At 61.5% G+C, this 14,261-nt stretch carries 16 protein-coding genes and 1 pseudogene; 9 read left to right on the forward strand and 8 right to left on the reverse strand.

Annotation, left to right across the window (positions count from 1 at the left end):
- Window positions 1-57 precede the first annotated feature (57 nt).
- Window positions 58-828 carry a methanethiol S-methyltransferase gene (mddA, locus tag AC5ZG5_RS02470; protein WP_456641013.1) on the forward strand — a complete coding sequence of 257 codons (771 nt, stop codon included), beginning with the start codon at window positions 58-60 and terminating at the stop codon, window positions 826-828.
- Window positions 829-943: 115 nt separating this feature from the next.
- Window positions 944-1,861: a 5'-methylthioadenosine/S-adenosylhomocysteine nucleosidase gene (locus AC5ZG5_RS02475; protein ID WP_456640951.1), complete on the forward strand. Its 918-nt coding sequence runs from the start codon at window positions 944-946 to the stop codon at window positions 1,859-1,861.
- Between the two features lie 123 nt (window positions 1,862-1,984).
- Here AC5ZG5_RS02475 and AC5ZG5_RS02480 read toward each other — a convergent pair whose 3' ends face one another.
- The 3 genes and pseudogenes from AC5ZG5_RS02480 to AC5ZG5_RS02490 all read right to left on the reverse strand — a co-directional run.
- On the reverse strand, window positions 1,985-3,676 hold the full coding sequence (locus AC5ZG5_RS02480; RefSeq protein WP_456640952.1) for an arylsulfatase: 1,692 nt from the start codon (window positions 3,674-3,676) through the stop codon (window positions 1,985-1,987).
- Window positions 3,677-3,852: 176 nt separating this feature from the next.
- Entirely contained in the window at window positions 3,853-5,328 is a 1,476-nt protein-coding gene (locus AC5ZG5_RS02485) for a flavin monoamine oxidase family protein (RefSeq protein ID WP_456640953.1), read from the reverse strand.
- Window positions 5,329-5,588: 260 nt separating this feature from the next.
- Window positions 5,589-5,789: pseudogene (locus tag AC5ZG5_RS02490) on the reverse strand (transposase); the annotation flags it as partial.
- Window positions 5,790-6,316: 527 nt separating this feature from the next.
- Here AC5ZG5_RS02490 and AC5ZG5_RS02495 point away from each other — a divergent pair.
- The 3 genes from AC5ZG5_RS02495 (at window position 6,317) to AC5ZG5_RS02505 (ending at window position 7,154) form a co-directional block, all read left to right on the forward strand.
- Window positions 6,317-6,526 (forward strand): cold-shock protein, encoded by a 210-nt coding sequence (locus AC5ZG5_RS02495; protein WP_130228251.1) that lies wholly within the window; start codon window positions 6,317-6,319, stop codon window positions 6,524-6,526.
- A 98-nt stretch (window positions 6,527-6,624) separates the two neighbouring features.
- Complete coding sequence (locus tag AC5ZG5_RS02500; RefSeq protein WP_130228231.1) at window positions 6,625-6,870, forward strand: transcriptional regulator; 246 nt, start codon at window positions 6,625-6,627, stop codon at window positions 6,868-6,870.
- 68 nt (window positions 6,871-6,938) lie between these two features.
- Window positions 6,939-7,154, forward strand: a complete 216-nt coding sequence (locus AC5ZG5_RS02505) for a hypothetical protein (protein ID WP_130228232.1) — start codon at window positions 6,939-6,941, stop codon at window positions 7,152-7,154.
- Window positions 7,155-7,410: 256 nt separating this feature from the next.
- Here the strand turns inward: AC5ZG5_RS02505 and AC5ZG5_RS02510 are convergent, their stop codons facing one another.
- From AC5ZG5_RS02510 to AC5ZG5_RS02520, 3 genes are all read right to left on the reverse strand, one after another.
- Complete coding sequence (locus AC5ZG5_RS02510; RefSeq protein ID WP_028163688.1) at window positions 7,411-7,596, reverse strand: hypothetical protein; 186 nt, start codon at window positions 7,594-7,596, stop codon at window positions 7,411-7,413.
- A 64-nt stretch (window positions 7,597-7,660) separates the two neighbouring features.
- Window positions 7,661-8,008 (reverse strand): hypothetical protein, encoded by a 348-nt coding sequence (locus tag AC5ZG5_RS02515; protein ID WP_130228233.1) that lies wholly within the window; start codon window positions 8,006-8,008, stop codon window positions 7,661-7,663.
- Between the two features lie 736 nt (window positions 8,009-8,744).
- A complete protein-coding gene (locus AC5ZG5_RS02520; RefSeq protein ID WP_456640954.1) occupies window positions 8,745-9,710 on the reverse strand; it encodes a 2-hydroxyacid dehydrogenase in 966 nt (321 codons plus the stop codon).
- Between the two features lie 378 nt (window positions 9,711-10,088).
- On the opposite strand from AC5ZG5_RS02520, the gene AC5ZG5_RS02525 reads away from it, so the two are divergent.
- From AC5ZG5_RS02525 to AC5ZG5_RS02535, 3 genes are read left to right on the forward strand one after another with little or no spacing between them, the layout of a single operon-like run.
- Window positions 10,089-10,457: a YciI family protein gene (locus AC5ZG5_RS02525; protein ID WP_456640955.1), complete on the forward strand. Its 369-nt coding sequence runs from the start codon at window positions 10,089-10,091 to the stop codon at window positions 10,455-10,457.
- A complete protein-coding gene (locus AC5ZG5_RS02530) occupies window positions 10,454-11,731 on the forward strand; it encodes an RNA polymerase sigma factor (RefSeq protein WP_456640956.1) in 1,278 nt (425 codons plus the stop codon). The genes AC5ZG5_RS02525 and AC5ZG5_RS02530 overlap by 4 nt, the downstream gene beginning before the upstream one ends.
- A gap of 36 nt (window positions 11,732-11,767) precedes the next feature.
- Window positions 11,768-12,181, forward strand: coding sequence for a VOC family protein (locus AC5ZG5_RS02535; RefSeq protein ID WP_028163683.1), 414 nt, complete (start codon window positions 11,768-11,770; stop codon window positions 12,179-12,181).
- 1 nt (window position 12,182) lies between these two features.
- Here AC5ZG5_RS02535 and AC5ZG5_RS02540 read toward each other — a convergent pair whose 3' ends face one another.
- A complete protein-coding gene (locus tag AC5ZG5_RS02540; RefSeq protein WP_028163682.1) occupies window positions 12,183-12,620 on the reverse strand; it encodes a hypothetical protein in 438 nt (145 codons plus the stop codon).
- A gap of 150 nt (window positions 12,621-12,770) precedes the next feature.
- Here AC5ZG5_RS02540 and AC5ZG5_RS02545 point away from each other — a divergent pair, with 150 nt between their 5' ends.
- Window positions 12,771-13,340, forward strand: coding sequence for a histidine phosphatase family protein (locus AC5ZG5_RS02545; RefSeq protein ID WP_456640957.1), 570 nt, complete (start codon window positions 12,771-12,773; stop codon window positions 13,338-13,340).
- Here AC5ZG5_RS02545 and AC5ZG5_RS02550 read toward each other — a convergent pair.
- Window positions 13,337-14,125 carry an SDR family NAD(P)-dependent oxidoreductase gene (locus AC5ZG5_RS02550; protein ID WP_456640958.1) on the reverse strand — a complete coding sequence of 263 codons (789 nt, stop codon included), beginning with the start codon at window positions 14,123-14,125 and terminating at the stop codon, window positions 13,337-13,339. The two genes, AC5ZG5_RS02545 and AC5ZG5_RS02550, sit on opposite strands and share 4 nt — an antisense overlap.
- Window positions 14,126-14,261: the final 136 nt, after the last annotated feature.

A 14,261-nucleotide genomic window follows, 5' to 3' on the forward strand; every position in this document is an offset into this window, starting at 1 on the left:
ATGCGATGCGAGCGGTGCGAGATGATCAAAACATCTCCCTCTCTGAAAGGTGAAAAAATGGCCCGAATTTCCTCAATCTGTTTCGGTCTGATTGCCTACGCAACCTTCCTTGGCACGATTCTCTATATGATCGGCTTCGTCTTCGGTGCCGTCGTGCCGAAAGACATCGACCAAGGGCCCGCTACGCCAACGCTCGAGGCGGTGATCATCAATCTTCTCCTGCTGTCGCTCTTCGCTCTCCAGCACAGCGTGATGGCCCGCAGGTCATTCAAGCAGTGGTGGACCCGGTTCATTCCACATGAAATCGAGCGAAGCGTGTATGTCCTTCTCGCCAGTCTGGTCCTGATCTTGCTGGCTTGGCAATGGCGCCCGATTCCAGCGATCATCTGGAGTGTTGCTGATCCGGCCGCCGCCATCGCCCTGTCAGGGCTCGCACTGTTCGGCTGGTTGATCGTGCTGTTCGCCAGCTTCCAGATAAACCACTTTGAGCTATTCGGTCTGAAGCAGGTGTTCGCAGATCCGGCGGTCAGCGCTGTTGGCTCTCGTTTCAAGACTCCATTTTTGTACAAACTGGTACGCCATCCGCTCTATCTGGGCTTCATCATCGCGTTCTGGTCGACGCCAACAATGACGGCTGGGCACTTTCTATTCGCGGCCGTCGCAACAGCCTACATTTTCGTTGGCGCCAGCCTGGAGGAGCGCGATCTGATTGCGCTGTTTGGCGATCAGTATCGGCAGTATCGCGAGCGAGTGGCGATGCTGGTGCCCTGGCCTCGTTCCATCAAGGCCGATCACTACACAACGGAGCCTAACGCGAGCGACCGCTGAGATTGTTCGTAGCGCGCTCGTGCAAGAACTCTCTTCGAGACCGGATAGTAACGCGCCCGCCAGTCGGCCGCGGCGGCGGGATGCTCTGTGGCTTGCGCTACTGCTGCTGGCCTCATTGACGCTGCTGACGGATCGCGCAGCCGCGGCCGAACAGGTCGACCCCACGCCGCGGATCGCGATCATTTCGGCCTATAGCCCCGAATGGCTCGCGCTCAAGAATGCAATGAGCGCGACCCGGACGGAGATCATAGCTGACGTGACCTACATCGTGGGTCGCCTCGAAGGCAAAGACGTCGTTCTTTTCCTCAGCGGCGTGTCAATGGTCAACGCCGCCATGACCACGCAGGGCGCGATTGATCATTTCAAGATCAGGCGCATCGTCTTCTCCGGGATTGCCGGCGGCATCAACCCCAGTCTTTCGCCAGGAGATGTCGTCGTAGCCGATCGCTGGTCTGAATATCTCGAATCTGTGTTTGCCCGGCAAGACGGAGCCCGCTGGTCGATACCGAACTGGCTCGGCAAGACGCTGCCGAACTACGGCATGATTTTCCCCCGCGCGGTCGGAATTGCTCATCCGGGTGAGCGCGAGCCGGAAAAGCGGTTCTGGTTTGACGTCGATCCGACCATGCTGGAGATTGCACGTTCGGTCGCGCCGAAAGTCGAGCTGAAGGCCTGCCTTAATCCGGATGTCTGCGGAACCACACGTCCTCGCGTCGTCGTCGGAGGTGCCGGCGTCTCCGGTCCGGCGTTCATTGACAATGCCGAATTCCGCAAGTGGATTTACGATACTTTCAAGGCGAGCCTAGTTGACAATGAAAGTGCGCCAGTCGCCCATGTCGCCTATTCGAACCATATCCCCTTTATAGCCTTCCGCGGCCTGTCGGATCTGGCTGGCGGCGATGCCGGCGGAAACACGGAGAATGAGCTCGAACACCTGGCGTCGGACAACGCCGCCGCGGTGGTCAAAGCATTTCTCCGCGCTCTCCCAGCTCAAGAGTCTCCCGAAAACCGCTCCAGCGAAGGAAGCAAGTAACATAGACCTGTAGCTGCGCAGGCAGGAACGCGGGCGCTTCCCAGCCATGCACGAGATGTGCTCGCGGTCTCATCGTGTCGGGCGCTCTCGGAAGAGCGCCCGCGTGTTGAACGATAGAGCCCACTACTGGCCGGGATGTGCCTTGATGGCTTGCTCGACTTCCCGTTTGACGGCTTCAAGGTTGAAGCTCGCCGGCGCCTGCATTGGAGGGAAGTCGATGGCCGTTTGCGCCAATCTGGCAACCTCTTGCTGAACAAGCACGAAGCGCCAGAATTCGCGGGCCATGAAATCATTCATATAACCTCCGCCCATGTTGTTCAGGCTTTCGCCGCGGATTGACGGCGTCCGCTCAAACGGGTCTTGGCGGATGTTGACCATGGTTGGCATGTCGGTGGTGTCTTTTTCTCCCGGCCACCCATAAGGCTGCTGGAAGAACTGAAACTTGAAGTTATCGTGGCGAAGCGCACCGAGATGCGGACCGGCGAAATAGAAGATCTCATGGCGAACGGAGGGACCCTTGCCCGTCAGCAGATCCATCTGATTGTAACCGTCGAGGTGGTTCTTGTAGCTGCGGCCTTCCAGCGTCACGCCCTTAAGGAGCTGGTCGGCAATGTTCGGGTTTCCCGCCGCAGCGGTTAGTGTCGGGAACCAATCGAGGCCAGAGAAGATTCCATTCTCGACCGACCCCGGCTTGACGCGGCCCGGCCAGCGAATGATGGCCGGCACGCGGAAGCCGCCTTCAAAACTGGTCCCCTTGGTGGCCTTGAACGGGGTCATGCCGCCGTCCGGCCAGGTGAACACCTCGGCGCCGTTGTCCGTCGTGAAGATGACAATGGTGTTGTTGGTTTCGCCGATGTCATCGATATGCTTGAGCAGGGCGCCGACGCTGTCGTCGAGTTGAGCCATGCCCGCTTCCTCGAGACCGAAGTTCGTCTCGTTGTTCTGCATCGCACTGTATTTCTTCGACAGGAACGTCCAGACGTGCATTCGCGTCGTGTTGTGCCAGACGAAGAAAGGTTTGCCGTCGCGCTTGGCCTTATCCATGAAGTCGCTGGAGGATTTGACCAACACCTCGTCGAAAGTGGTCATGTCGTACTTCGGTTTCAGGAACGGCAGATCATGCATATTCGGCACGTTCGACATATCTGGAAACGGGGGCAGCGGCCCCTCGTCGACGATGCTTTGCTTGCCGATCTTGCCCCAGCGCGGCATCTCGGTGGGGTCGTCCTTGTCCGTCGCGTAGCTGTGGATCAGGCTGCGCGGGCCATACTTGTTGTAGTAGTCCTGGTTGGCGGGGAACGAGTACCAGTACGGATCAGACATCGCGTCGAGGTGATATAGATATCCGAAGAATTCGTCGAAGCCGTGCACTGTCGGCAGATATTTGTTGAGATCGCCGAGGTGGTTCTTGCCGAACTGCCCCGTTGCGTAGCCGAGCGACTTGAGCACGGTGGCCAGTGTCACGGCCTGGTCCGGGATGCCAACATCGGCGCCAGCCTGACCGACAGTCGTTAGTCCCGTGCGGATTGGCAGCTCGCCAGTGATGAAGTTGGCGCGTCCTGCCGTGCAGCTCGCCTCGGCGTAGTAGTCGGTGAACATCATGCCTTCCGACGCCAGCTTGTCGAGGTTTGGCGTCTTGCCGGACATCATTCCGCGGTGGTACGCGCCGACGTTGAACCAGCCAACATCGTCTCCCATGATGACAAGAATGTTCGGCGGCCGTTGCTGCTGCGCGGCCGCCGGTGGTGCGGTCGCCGCCAGCACGGCAGCGAACAGCGCGAGTACGCCGATCCAAACGGTCTTTCGGATACTCATGATCTGTTCCCTTCCTCGAACTGTTGCCGATTGCACTACCAAGCGCTTCTCGGAGCGCACCCCTGCAGCGAGCGCATCCAAGCGAGCCTTCCGCCTCTTGCTCTTCAGCGTATTAAAGGTGGCCTGACCGCGACTATGCACTTCCGGCAGATCGCATCCCGAGAGAGGGAGGGGCCTCAGTTTGCGGGTATGCGCGTCATGGTGCCCACCACGGCCTCCGCAGTCTCCAGCGCTCCCTCAACCCATCCCTGCTTGGTCGACCATGCCTCGCTGACGATGTGCAGCGCCGTTCCGGGCACCGGAGATGCGATTTTCTTCATGATTTCCCGGCTCTTCACGCCCTGATTCCAGGTGTGCCAGGCGCCGCCGTACGGATCTTCTTCCCAGTTCATGAAGCCGACTGACAGCGGCGCTGCCATCGGCTGATCGAGCCCGTGCACGACCCCGATCTGGCGACGGACTTCTGTCGCCACGGGGCCGTCAGGATCGAGCATGGTGAATCCGCTGGCGCCCGGCTGTTCCAGGCGCCGCAAGCCAGCCCAGTAATCGAGCTGCGGACGATCGAAATAGCCCATGGTCAGGTGGCCTGTCGCGCCTGCCGGCCGGTCGGGCTCGGTGCCGAAATAATAGATCTGCCGGATCGGCAGGTCGGTGGTCGCCCGTCCGCTGGTCAGACCGAGCGAACGCCACCAGGGCTGCTCATGAGCGAGAAAGACCTTGCCAAGCGGGCGCGGCGTCACGGTTGCAAGCAGAGCTGCGATGGGTGGCTCTTTCAACGCAGCGCAGTCGTCGATGATCTCGATCGCCCGGCGCGGCAGCGCAAGTACGACCCGGCGCGCACGAACGGCGCGCGGTCCGTCAGGCGTCGTGAAGACGAGTTCGTGCAGGCCATCGCCTGTCTGGGCTGGAGTGCGCAGTGATACCAACCTATGCTGATGATGAATGGTGCTGCCTTCGCGCATGACGGCGGCCGCAAGCGCGTTCGGCAAGGCCTGCATGCCCTCCACCAGAGTTTTCTCGGTCGGGCTGCCGGTATACTCGATCACCAACGACAATGCGTCGGCGGCATTCCAGTTGCTCACGACTGCACTGTAGCCAATTCCCATCTCGATGAACTGCAGCGCCTCATCGGATAGAAATCGGCCGAGCAGATTGCTGAAGCCCCAGTCGATCAGCGGAAAGCCGTCGAGGGTGAGCGACTCTTTCATCTTCACCCACTCGTCGGGCGACAGGTGCTTCATGGAAGGCATCACCCGTCGGACGGCTTTGACGATCAATTCGAACGGATCGAGATAGAGTTCGTCCGGGCGCAGCCCATAGGGGAGGGGTTGCTTCTTTGCGATGTCGCCGGCACGCCACTGCTTGCCCCGGGAATAGAAGATGCTCTCCGAGTTGCCCGTGGTGAACTCGCGAATCCCGAGACCGAATTTTGCCGCGAGCGAGGTGATGAGCGCGTGACTGGAAAGAAAGCGCATCCCGCCGAATTCTGCGGCGATGCCGGTGGTCCCCGGCATGGTCACGCTGAGCAAGCGGCCGCCGACGCGCGCGGATGCCTCGAACACCGCCATGCCGCCGGGAGGCTGGCCGCAACCGAGCAGGCGCCACGCGGTGTAGAGGCCGCCAACCCCGGCGCCGACGATAGCTGTGTCCAAGGTTTCACCGGTAGATCGAAATCGATCGTTGCCGCTCATTGGGGTTATTCCTGTCAAGTCGAACGATCACGATGCTGCGCGGCCCTGATAAGGAGTGGCCTGGGAGCCGAGGTAGAACGCAAGTCACATTGATCGTCACCAGAGACTTGGTCAGTCCGCTGAGTTCAGGAAAGATGCAATGTTTCAACCGTAACCGAACTTCGATGCGTAGAACTATTTCCGTACTGAGCGGGGAAGATCTGGGGCGAGCTTACGACCCATAGGCGCTTCATCAGGAAGTGGGTCGCACCCATACGGGCTTTGATCGTGCCGAAGGGATGCTCGACCGTCTCGCGCCGCGTCCGCATGGCGTCGGGATTGGAATCGAGCCGTCTCTGGACCTCCTCGACCACATGCTCATGCTCCCAGCGCGTGATGCGGCGCTCCTTTGACGGCGTGCATTGGCTCTTGATCGTGCAGCCTAGCGTCTTTTATCGCAGGGGAAATCCCAGGCCGCTCCCGCTCGCCGAGACCGCCATCAACATTGTTGTCTGTGACAAGTACCTGCAATTGGATCTCCTTGCTTGTGGCTGCGAATGCGACACTTCCGTGCAGGCAGTCAAATGCGCAGGAGCTTCATTGCGATTTTGAGGATAGCGGCGGCGACATTCGTCACCGGAGTCGACGTGCTGATCTGCTCGCAACAGCGATGCAGCTTGGTGACATCAACGTCACCACTCTCGTTGACCACTGTCAATCAAGGAAGTCTATTCTTGCAGGCCTACAGACTCACTCAAAGCCTCTCTGATCGGAGCACCAGAATTGGCTGGGCGAACAAGTTGGCTTCCCTCCTTGCAAAATCCGAAAAGTGATGTATATAGGACTTGTTCGATTAGCCGCTGTGCCTTGTTGAATGCGCCTGCGGGCTCCTTTTCCAAAGACATCGACGAAGTTGAAGATAACCGCGCGGTTGTCGCGCGGCATGCGCTTGCGCGCTTTGGAGAAGAAAATGACTACAGGTATTGTCAAGTGGTTCAATGGCCAAAAAGGCTTTGGTTTCATCCAGCCGAACGACGGTGGCAACGATGTGTTCGTTCACATCAGCGCTGTTGAGCGGGCTGGCCTTTCCGGACTCGGAGAGGGTCAGAAGGTCAATTTCGAGGTCAAGACCGACAAGATGCGAGGCAAGGTCAGCGCTGAGAACCTCTCGCTGGCTTGATATCGTCGGCGCCGTTTCACGGATGTACTGAAACGGACCCTCTGCCCGCTCGATCCTCGGATTGAGCGGGTTTTGTCCGTTGTGGAGCCCGGTGAGCGATGAGCGCGAAGAAGCCGACAGAGCCATCCCCCGAAGGCATTGCGCGTTCCTATCGCAAGCGCCTGGCCGCTGAAGAGGGGGCGCGGGCATTGGCAGACGTCGAAAGGCATGCGATCGAAGTTCGCACGAACATGGCGCGACTTCGAGAGACGCGTGAGGCCAAGGAAGCAGCTGACGCAGCCCTTCGAGTAGCTTTGCCTCCAGTGCCTGCGCCAAAGAAGCGCCCAAGGAAGCCGCGGATTTAGCGACCTGCAACCAGGGCCAACGGCGAAGAAAATTGGGAGGGCCGATCAGATGCCAGAGAGCGCGGGTCGTGCGTAGAGCCAGGTCGGACGGCGGCGGGACGATCACCTTCTTTCTCGCGTTCGGCGCAAATCGACAAATGTGCCGGTTAGCGACGACATTCAGCACGCAGAAGCAGGCCTTCAGCTATCTGCAGAAGCATCGAACAGAATTCGAGCGTATGGCGCGGGCGCGTCTTGCTTCAGGCGAGCTCGAAGACGGGATTGTCGTACTTTCGATGCTCTAGTTGTCAAGCCGGACCTGGTTTGCAAGAGCGCTTTTCGCGATCTCAATTGAATGCCTGGACTCTTTCGCAGACCAATGTCGCTCTGGAGACGAGGCTTCGTTCGTCCCGCGCTTCCGTGGCAAGCTATCGATACCCGTAAACGTTTCAAGCTCCTCCGATATCGGCAACACACTGCCCCCGCGGCCCTTTGACTGGTCAACCCCAGGCCTTCTTCGTCTGCGGCAAGCGACTCGTCATCAAATTAGAAATGCGACATCTAGGGCGCCCTGTCGAGCTGACTTCGTCGCTCCGCTTCCCTGGCCAACCGTTCAGCTTTCAGCCGCTCCCGATTTGCATGGAACGCCTGTTCGGCCTTTTCGTACTCAGTGATCACTTTGTTTTCGGTCTGCTTGAACAGATTATTCGCCTCATTGGCTGCATCCGATGGGGAATGCTGTCTCATGCGTCTCCTCCTTGTTTCTGGTGATCTTCAGTCGCCCAATGTCAGCGGCTTCGAGGTGCTCGGCTTATCGTCGGGTCGGCTTACTACGCTTGGGGCGATCAATTCGCACGCGGTCGAACTCCTTGGGGCCGTCGAGTAGATCACGCTTGCGCACTGCCCGATCATCTGCCGTCGTCGTTGTGTCGCCTATGCCATCGATCGTGTCGCCAGCCATTTTGCGAGCGCTCTGCTTCTGGCGATCCTGATCGGCGTGCGACGTAAGTCCCAGTTGCACCAGGCGGCTTATCGCCTCGGACAAGCCAGGCTTGTCTTCCTGCTCATCTATCCATGCTACGATGGCCCTCAGCAATGATTCCGAAGGACTAAAGCCTGCAACCTGAGCTTGGGTGGAACGGCTTACCGGTTTTCTCATCGGACCTTTCAGTTTGCAAACAGAGTGGCCGTGGCGGCCCGCGCCTCGGCACAATCAGAAAACCAACGAGCAGTCCTCCCGATGGGTTCCGACTGAACAGGGAAGCGGGAGCTATCCCTTGCGCAAGATGATGACGCTGCAGACTCAAGGTCGTCCATTACGGGCGCCTTGGAGCCGGAAGTTGACATTCAACGAAGTGAGGGCTGGTAACTGAGGCGGCCCTACTTTCCCAATGCATCGACTGCTTTGGACGATCTGCGCAATGCGACTTCGCTCACGGCTAATACCGCGTCATTGTGACCAATCGTCAGCAAGGCTAACCGAGCGATCAACGATCGTATGTTAACCCGGTTCCTAAAGGCGCTCGCGCTCGGTCGTTCTATTTTTCAGGCGGCCTCACCGGACCTGCGATCAGGCGATATGTCGGAACCCACGCCGTATTCCACGTCTCCATCGTTGCTCCGCAAACGGCACATTCGAAGCTGCCGATCTCACGGCTCTCAGCCATGGCTTCGGAGCGATTATAAACAGCGCCGCACCTGCACCCTCGATGACGAGTCCCAGTCATTGAGGTTTTATGCGCTCCTCGAGCCACGATTGCCAGCCCTCAAATGTCCGGAAGGCGTCAAAGGCATCGATGTTGTCAGGTTCGCAGCACGTCAGCTTTCCCTCCGAAAGCGACGCTTCTTGCGACACCTACGTTCTTGAATAACTGAAGCCCGGCGCGACAGTTGCGCTAATACCCCCGCCTGCGGTCGACCACGTGCTCCAGCGCGTCGCCGGCCTCATAGCGCTCGATCTGCCGCGCGACATATTTCGAGATCTCGTCCGGATCGGTGTCGGCCGCATTGTGCGGCGTCAGCACCACCTTCGGATGGCTCCAGAACGGGCTGTCCGGAGGCAGCGGTTCGGTCTCGAAGACGTCGAGCGAGGCGGCGCCGAGTGTGCCGTCGTCGAGCGCGCGCAAAATGTCGACCTCATCCTGCAATCCGCCGCGGCCGGCATTGATCAGGACCGGCGCGCCCATAGGGCTGTTGCGATTCAACTGGGCAAAGACCTCGCGGTTGAGCACGTGCCGCGTGTCCGGCGTCAGCGGCAGCAGGCAGATCAGGATGTTGGTCTGCTGCAGGAAGGCGCCGAGCTGTTCTGTCCCGGCAAAGCATTCGATGCCGTCGATCTGCTTCGCGCTGCGGCTCCAGCCAACCACGCGGAAGCCGATCGTCCGCAGCACCTGCGCCGCGTCGGCCCCCAGCGTGCCCATTCCCATGATGCCGATCGTGATCGCGCCCGCTGCCCATTGATGCCGAGGCGCCCAGCGTTTCTCGCGCTGCGACTGGCGCAAGTACAGTTCCTGGCGGTGATGCATCAGCACGTGCAGCGTCACATATTCCGTCATCCGGCCGGTGAGATCGGACACCGCGACGCGGACCAGCGGCACGTTGGGCAACGAGGCATCCGCCATCAGCGCGTCGACGCCGGCGCCGAGATTGAAGATCACGCGCAAATTCGGAAACGCCGCAAGTTCGCCCGGGCGCGGCTTCCAGACCGCGGCGTAGTGCACATCAGCGGGATCGCCGCCCGCATCGGGTAACAGCAGCACGTGCCTGTCCCGGCAGACTTCGTCGAACCGGGCTTTCCATCGCACCGGCGACCAGTTTTCGGTGCCGCCATGCACCAGCAACGCCAACGCGCCTTTCGTCATTCCTGCAGCCCTCGCTCGTCAACGTGATCTGAGTCACATAACGATCAAATCGGTCGCATAGTCTCCTGCCATCAATCAAGGGGAGACTTTGAGAAAGCCCACGCCCATAGCTGGCGCGACGACGAAGCCAAAGCGCGTCGTATTGCGGCGAAGTACGGAATCTACTGGTGATGCGGAAGCTGCCGCCCCGCGTCATTGCGAGCGGAGCGAAGCAATCCAATCCATCTCGCCACTCGTGGAGGCATGGATTGCTTCGCTCCGCTCGCAATGACGGCGGGCGCGGTGCGGCTGGAACTCACCCCTTCTCAAAATTTCTTCTAAGTGTTGTCGGCTGCGGGCATAATCGTTCGTCTTCAACACAACGGAGATGCCTGACGCATGCTGTATGCCATCCTTTGCTATCACGACGAGGACATGGTCGGTTCCTGGACCAAGGAACAGGACGCGGCCGTCATGAAGAAACTATCCGTCGTGCAGGAAAAGCTCGCCCAGCAGGGCCGGCTTGGGCCGGTGGCGCGGCTGTTGCCGACCACGGCGGCGACCACGCTGCGCAAGGACGATCCGCCGCTGGTGCTGGACGGTCCTTTTGCCGAGACCAAGGAGCAACTGCTCGGCTTCTATGTCGTCGACTGCAAGAATCTCGACGAGGCGCTCGAGGTCGCGCGCGACCTCGGCGCGGCCAATCCGGGCGGCGCCTATGAGATCAGGCCCGTCGGGGTTTTCAACCCGGGGAGTGTTCAGCCGTGACCGATACCGCCTGGATCGACGCCGCGCTGACTTCGGCGCGACCCCAGGCGGTCGGCGCGCTGCTCCGCTATTTCCGCGATCTCGACCGGGCGGAGGAGGCGTACCAGAACGCCTGCCTGCGCGCGCTGAAGAGCTGGCCGCAGAACGGTCCGCCGCGCGATCCAGCGGCGTGGCTGATCATGGTCGGCCGCAATGTCGGGATCGACGATATCAGGCGCAGCCGCAAGCAGGAGGCGCTGCCGGACGACGACCAGGCGATCTCCGATCTCGACGACGCCGAAGACGCACTAGCCGAACGGCTCGACGGCTCGCATTATCGCGACGACATCCTGCGGCTGCTGTTCATCTGCTGCCATCCCGATTTGCCGCCGACCCAGCAGATCGCGCTGGCGCTGCGCATCGTCTCCGGCCTTTCTGTGAAACAGATCGCGCGCGCCTTCCTGGTCAGCGAGGCCGCGATGGAGCAGCGCATCACCCGTGCGAAGGCGCGCGTGGCGGAGGCGAAAGTGCCGTTCGAGGCGCCGGGTGCGGCCGAACGCAGCGAGCGCCTCGCTTCCGTCGCGGCGATGATCTACCTGATCTTCAACGAGGGCTATTCGGCGAGCGGGGACACCGCCGAGATCCGCAGCCCCCTCTGCGAAGAAGCAATCCGGCTGGCGCGGCTGCTGCTGCGCCTGTTCCAGAGCGAGCCGGAGATCATGGGGCTCACCGCGCTGTTGTTGTTGCAGCACGCCCGCGCTGCGGCGCGGTTCGATGCCGACGGCGCCGTGATCCTGCTCGAGGACCAGGACCGCCGCCTGTGGAACCAGACCTTAATCGCCGAGGGGCTGGCGCTGATCGACAAGGCGATGCGCCATCGCCGCAGCGGTCCCTATCAGGTGCAGGCCGCGATCTCCGCATTGCATGCCCGCGCCGAAAAGCCCGAAGACACTGACTGGATACAGATCGACCTGCTCTACGGCGCGCTCGAGGTTATGCAGCCTTCGCCGGTGGTGACGCTGAACCGCGCGGTTGCGGTCTCCAAAGTTCGCGGGCCGGAAGCGGCGCTCGAGATGATCGATCCGCTTGCCCAGCGGCTGCAGAACTATTTCCACTTCTACGGCGTCCGCGGCGCCTTCCTGATGCAGCTCGGCCGCAATGACGAGGCCCGCGTCGCCTTCGACCGCGCCATCGCGCTTGCCAACACGACCGCGGAGGCCGCTCACATCCGCATGCATCTCGACCGCCTGATCCGCGACAGCCAACCGCGCGGCGCCAAATCTTCAAAGAAATAGTTTTCCGCTACTGCCCTCAAACCCAAGGAGCAAGCCATGCAGGTCAATCCCTATCTGTTCTACAGCGGCAATTGCGAAGCGGCGCTGAAATACTATGAGAAGGTGCTCGGCGCGAAGATCGAGGCGATGCTCACCCACGAGCAGGCGCCGGAGTCGATGCCCGTCGCGCCGGACTGGAAGAAGAAGATCATGCACGCCAAGATCACGATCGACGGCGAGATCATCATGGCCTCCGATTCGCCGCCGGAATATTTCAACAAGCCGCAGGGCTTTGCGGTCTCTCTCACCGTGGAAGACCCGGCCGACGGCGAACGCAAGTTCAAGGCGCTCGCGGAAGGCGGCACCGTGACCATGGCCTTCACGCCGACCTTCTGGGCCAAGGGTTTTGGCATGTGCGTCGATCAGTTCGGCATCCCCTGGATGGTGAACTGCCCCGCCGAAGGAATGTGAGCTATCGGCACCGCGGATAGATCGCCGAGAGGTCGCGTCCGCGCAACAGCAAAAGCCGCGACGTCAATCCGCCGTGGCTTACGATCCAGCCGCGCACCGGTGCCGGATAGGCCTCGAGCACCGCCTCGGAGGCCTCCGGCTCGGCATAGAAACGTCCGCTCCTGTCGACCGAACGCGCGGCATGGAAGCCGAGCACGGCGCGCCGCGTCACACAGATGCGGTTGTTCGGAACCATCGAGAGCACCAGTGTGCAGGCCGACAGGCAGGGCCCGTCGATCACCACGCGCTCGCCGGAGGCGCGCACGCGCGCGAACAATTCGATGAACGGCTCGACTTGTCCGCCCGGGCTTGCCAGGATGCGGACCTCGGCGCGCGCGAACGAACTTGCTCCGAGCAGCGCCGCTGCGATCAAAGCCGCCTTGATCACCGCCCTTGACATCCGCTGGCTCCCCGATCTCCTCGTTCTCCTCGCATATTTAGCGGCGTCGCATGCGGCAAGATTTTGTCATGCAGCTTCGTCTAGACTATCGAACTACATGCGATTCCTTCGCATGATGCTGCTCGCCGCAAGGCTGGCCCAGGCTTCAAGATGAACATCGAAACCAACCTGTGGCTGATCCGGCACGCGCCCGTCGATGGGCCGAAAGGGGTCATCCATGGCCCGGACGCGCCGGCCGACCTCGGTGACGAAGCGGCGCTTGCCGCGCTGAAGGCAAGGCTGCCGCAAGGCGCGTTCGCGGCCTGCAGCCCGGCGCGTCGCACGCGGGAGACCGCGGCCGCGCTCGGGCTCGCAGCGGCCGAGAACGCCGCCTTTCGTGAACAGGATTTCGGCGCCTGGACCGGGCGGCGTCACAACGATCTCGTGACTGAGCTCGGCGATGCCTATCACGCGTTCTGGCGATCGCCGGCGAGCAACCGGCCGCCCGGCGGCGAAAGCTTTGTCGATCAGATCGCGCGCGCGAGGCAGGGGCTGGCGGCGCTGCCGGCGGGCGATGCCGTGCTGGTCGTGCATTCCGGCACGATCCGCGCCGTGCTCGCGCTTGCGCTCGCCCTTCAGGCTGAGAACGCCTTGCGGTTCGTGATCGATCCGCTGTCGCTGACCCGGATCGATCGCCTGGCCAATGGCTGGCGCGTCATCGCGGTCAACCAGCGGCCCTAGCCGTTCTGCCCTTGTCCGCGCAGCGTCGGCAATCCGATGCCGGCGGCATCGAAGCCGCCATCGACGGCGAGGATCTGCCCGGTGATGTAGCTTGCGCGGTCGGAGCTGAGGAAGAAGATCGCTTCCGCCAGTTCCTCCTCGAGGCCGTAGCGGTTGAGCGGGATCGCGTCGTGATAATCGGCGCGGATGGCGGCCGTATGCACCGCTTTCGCCATCGCGGTGTCGACCGGGCCAGGCGCCACCGCATTGACACGGATGCCGAGCGAGGCGAGCTCGACCGCGAGCTGCTTGGTCAGATGCGCTAGCCCTGCTTTGCTGGTGCCGTAGGCCGAGCGCAGCGTCGAAGCGCGCACCGCCGAGATCGAGGTGATATTGACGATGGCGCCGCCGCCATGCTCGCGCATCAGCGGCGCGGCTGCCTTGGCGCAAAGGAACGGTCCGGTGAGGTTCACCGCCAGGATCCGGCTCCAATCGGCGTCCGAGGTCTCGAGCAGCGGCGCGAACACCGCAACCCCGGCATTGTTGACGAGCGCATCGAGCCGGCCGAAGCGTTTTTCCACCGCGGCGACTGCTGCCGCGACAGCAGCGGCGTCGGAGACGTCGCAAGGCAGCGCCAGCGTGTTCTCGGCCTGTTTGAGGCTCGCGACCGCCTCGTTCAGCAATTCGCGCTCGATATCCAATAGCGCCACGCGCCAGCCCTCGGCAAGGAATCGCCTGGCGGTGGCAAGCCCGATGCCGCGCGCCGCTCCGGTGACGAGCGCGACCTTCTGCGAAGATGAAGTCATGGATGTTCCAACGTTTTCCGATATCGGTTCCTGTTGCGCCGTCTACCTGGCGAAAGCAAGGTCTGCGGCCGCGAAATAAATCCGCCGGCGATGTCGGGCGCCCTGAGCCCTGCTTCGTCTTCCCTGTGGCGGCACA

It is taken from the genome of Bradyrhizobium sp. Ses1, assembly GCF_059512365.1.

Coding starts and splice junctions, on each gene's coding strand:
- AC5ZG5_RS02480 (WP_456640952.1), bottom strand. CDS start 3,676: ATGAGTATCCGAAAGACCGTTTGGATCGGCGTACTCGCGCTGTTCGCT.
- AC5ZG5_RS02520 (WP_456640954.1), bottom strand. CDS start 9,710: ATGACGAAAGGCGCGTTGGCGTTGCTGGTGCATGGCGGCACCGAAAAC.
- AC5ZG5_RS02535 (WP_028163683.1), top strand. CDS start 11,768: ATGCAGGTCAATCCCTATCTGTTCTACAGCGGCAATTGCGAAGCGGCG.
- AC5ZG5_RS02510 (WP_028163688.1), bottom strand. CDS start 7,596: ATGAGACAGCATTCCCCATCGGATGCAGCCAATGAGGCGAATAATCTG.
- mddA (WP_456641013.1), top strand. CDS start 58: ATGGCCCGAATTTCCTCAATCTGTTTCGGTCTGATTGCCTACGCAACC.
- AC5ZG5_RS02495 (WP_130228251.1), top strand. CDS start 6,317: ATGACTACAGGTATTGTCAAGTGGTTCAATGGCCAAAAAGGCTTTGGT.
- AC5ZG5_RS02540 (WP_028163682.1), bottom strand. CDS start 12,620: ATGTCAAGGGCGGTGATCAAGGCGGCTTTGATCGCAGCGGCGCTGCTC.
- AC5ZG5_RS02545 (WP_456640957.1), top strand. CDS start 12,771: ATGAACATCGAAACCAACCTGTGGCTGATCCGGCACGCGCCCGTCGAT.
- AC5ZG5_RS02550 (WP_456640958.1), bottom strand. CDS start 14,125: ATGACTTCATCTTCGCAGAAGGTCGCGCTCGTCACCGGAGCGGCGCGC.
- AC5ZG5_RS02515 (WP_130228233.1), bottom strand. CDS start 8,008: ATGAGAAAACCGGTAAGCCGTTCCACCCAAGCTCAGGTTGCAGGCTTT.
- AC5ZG5_RS02525 (WP_456640955.1), top strand. CDS start 10,089: ATGCTGTATGCCATCCTTTGCTATCACGACGAGGACATGGTCGGTTCC.
- AC5ZG5_RS02500 (WP_130228231.1), top strand. CDS start 6,625: ATGAGCGCGAAGAAGCCGACAGAGCCATCCCCCGAAGGCATTGCGCGT.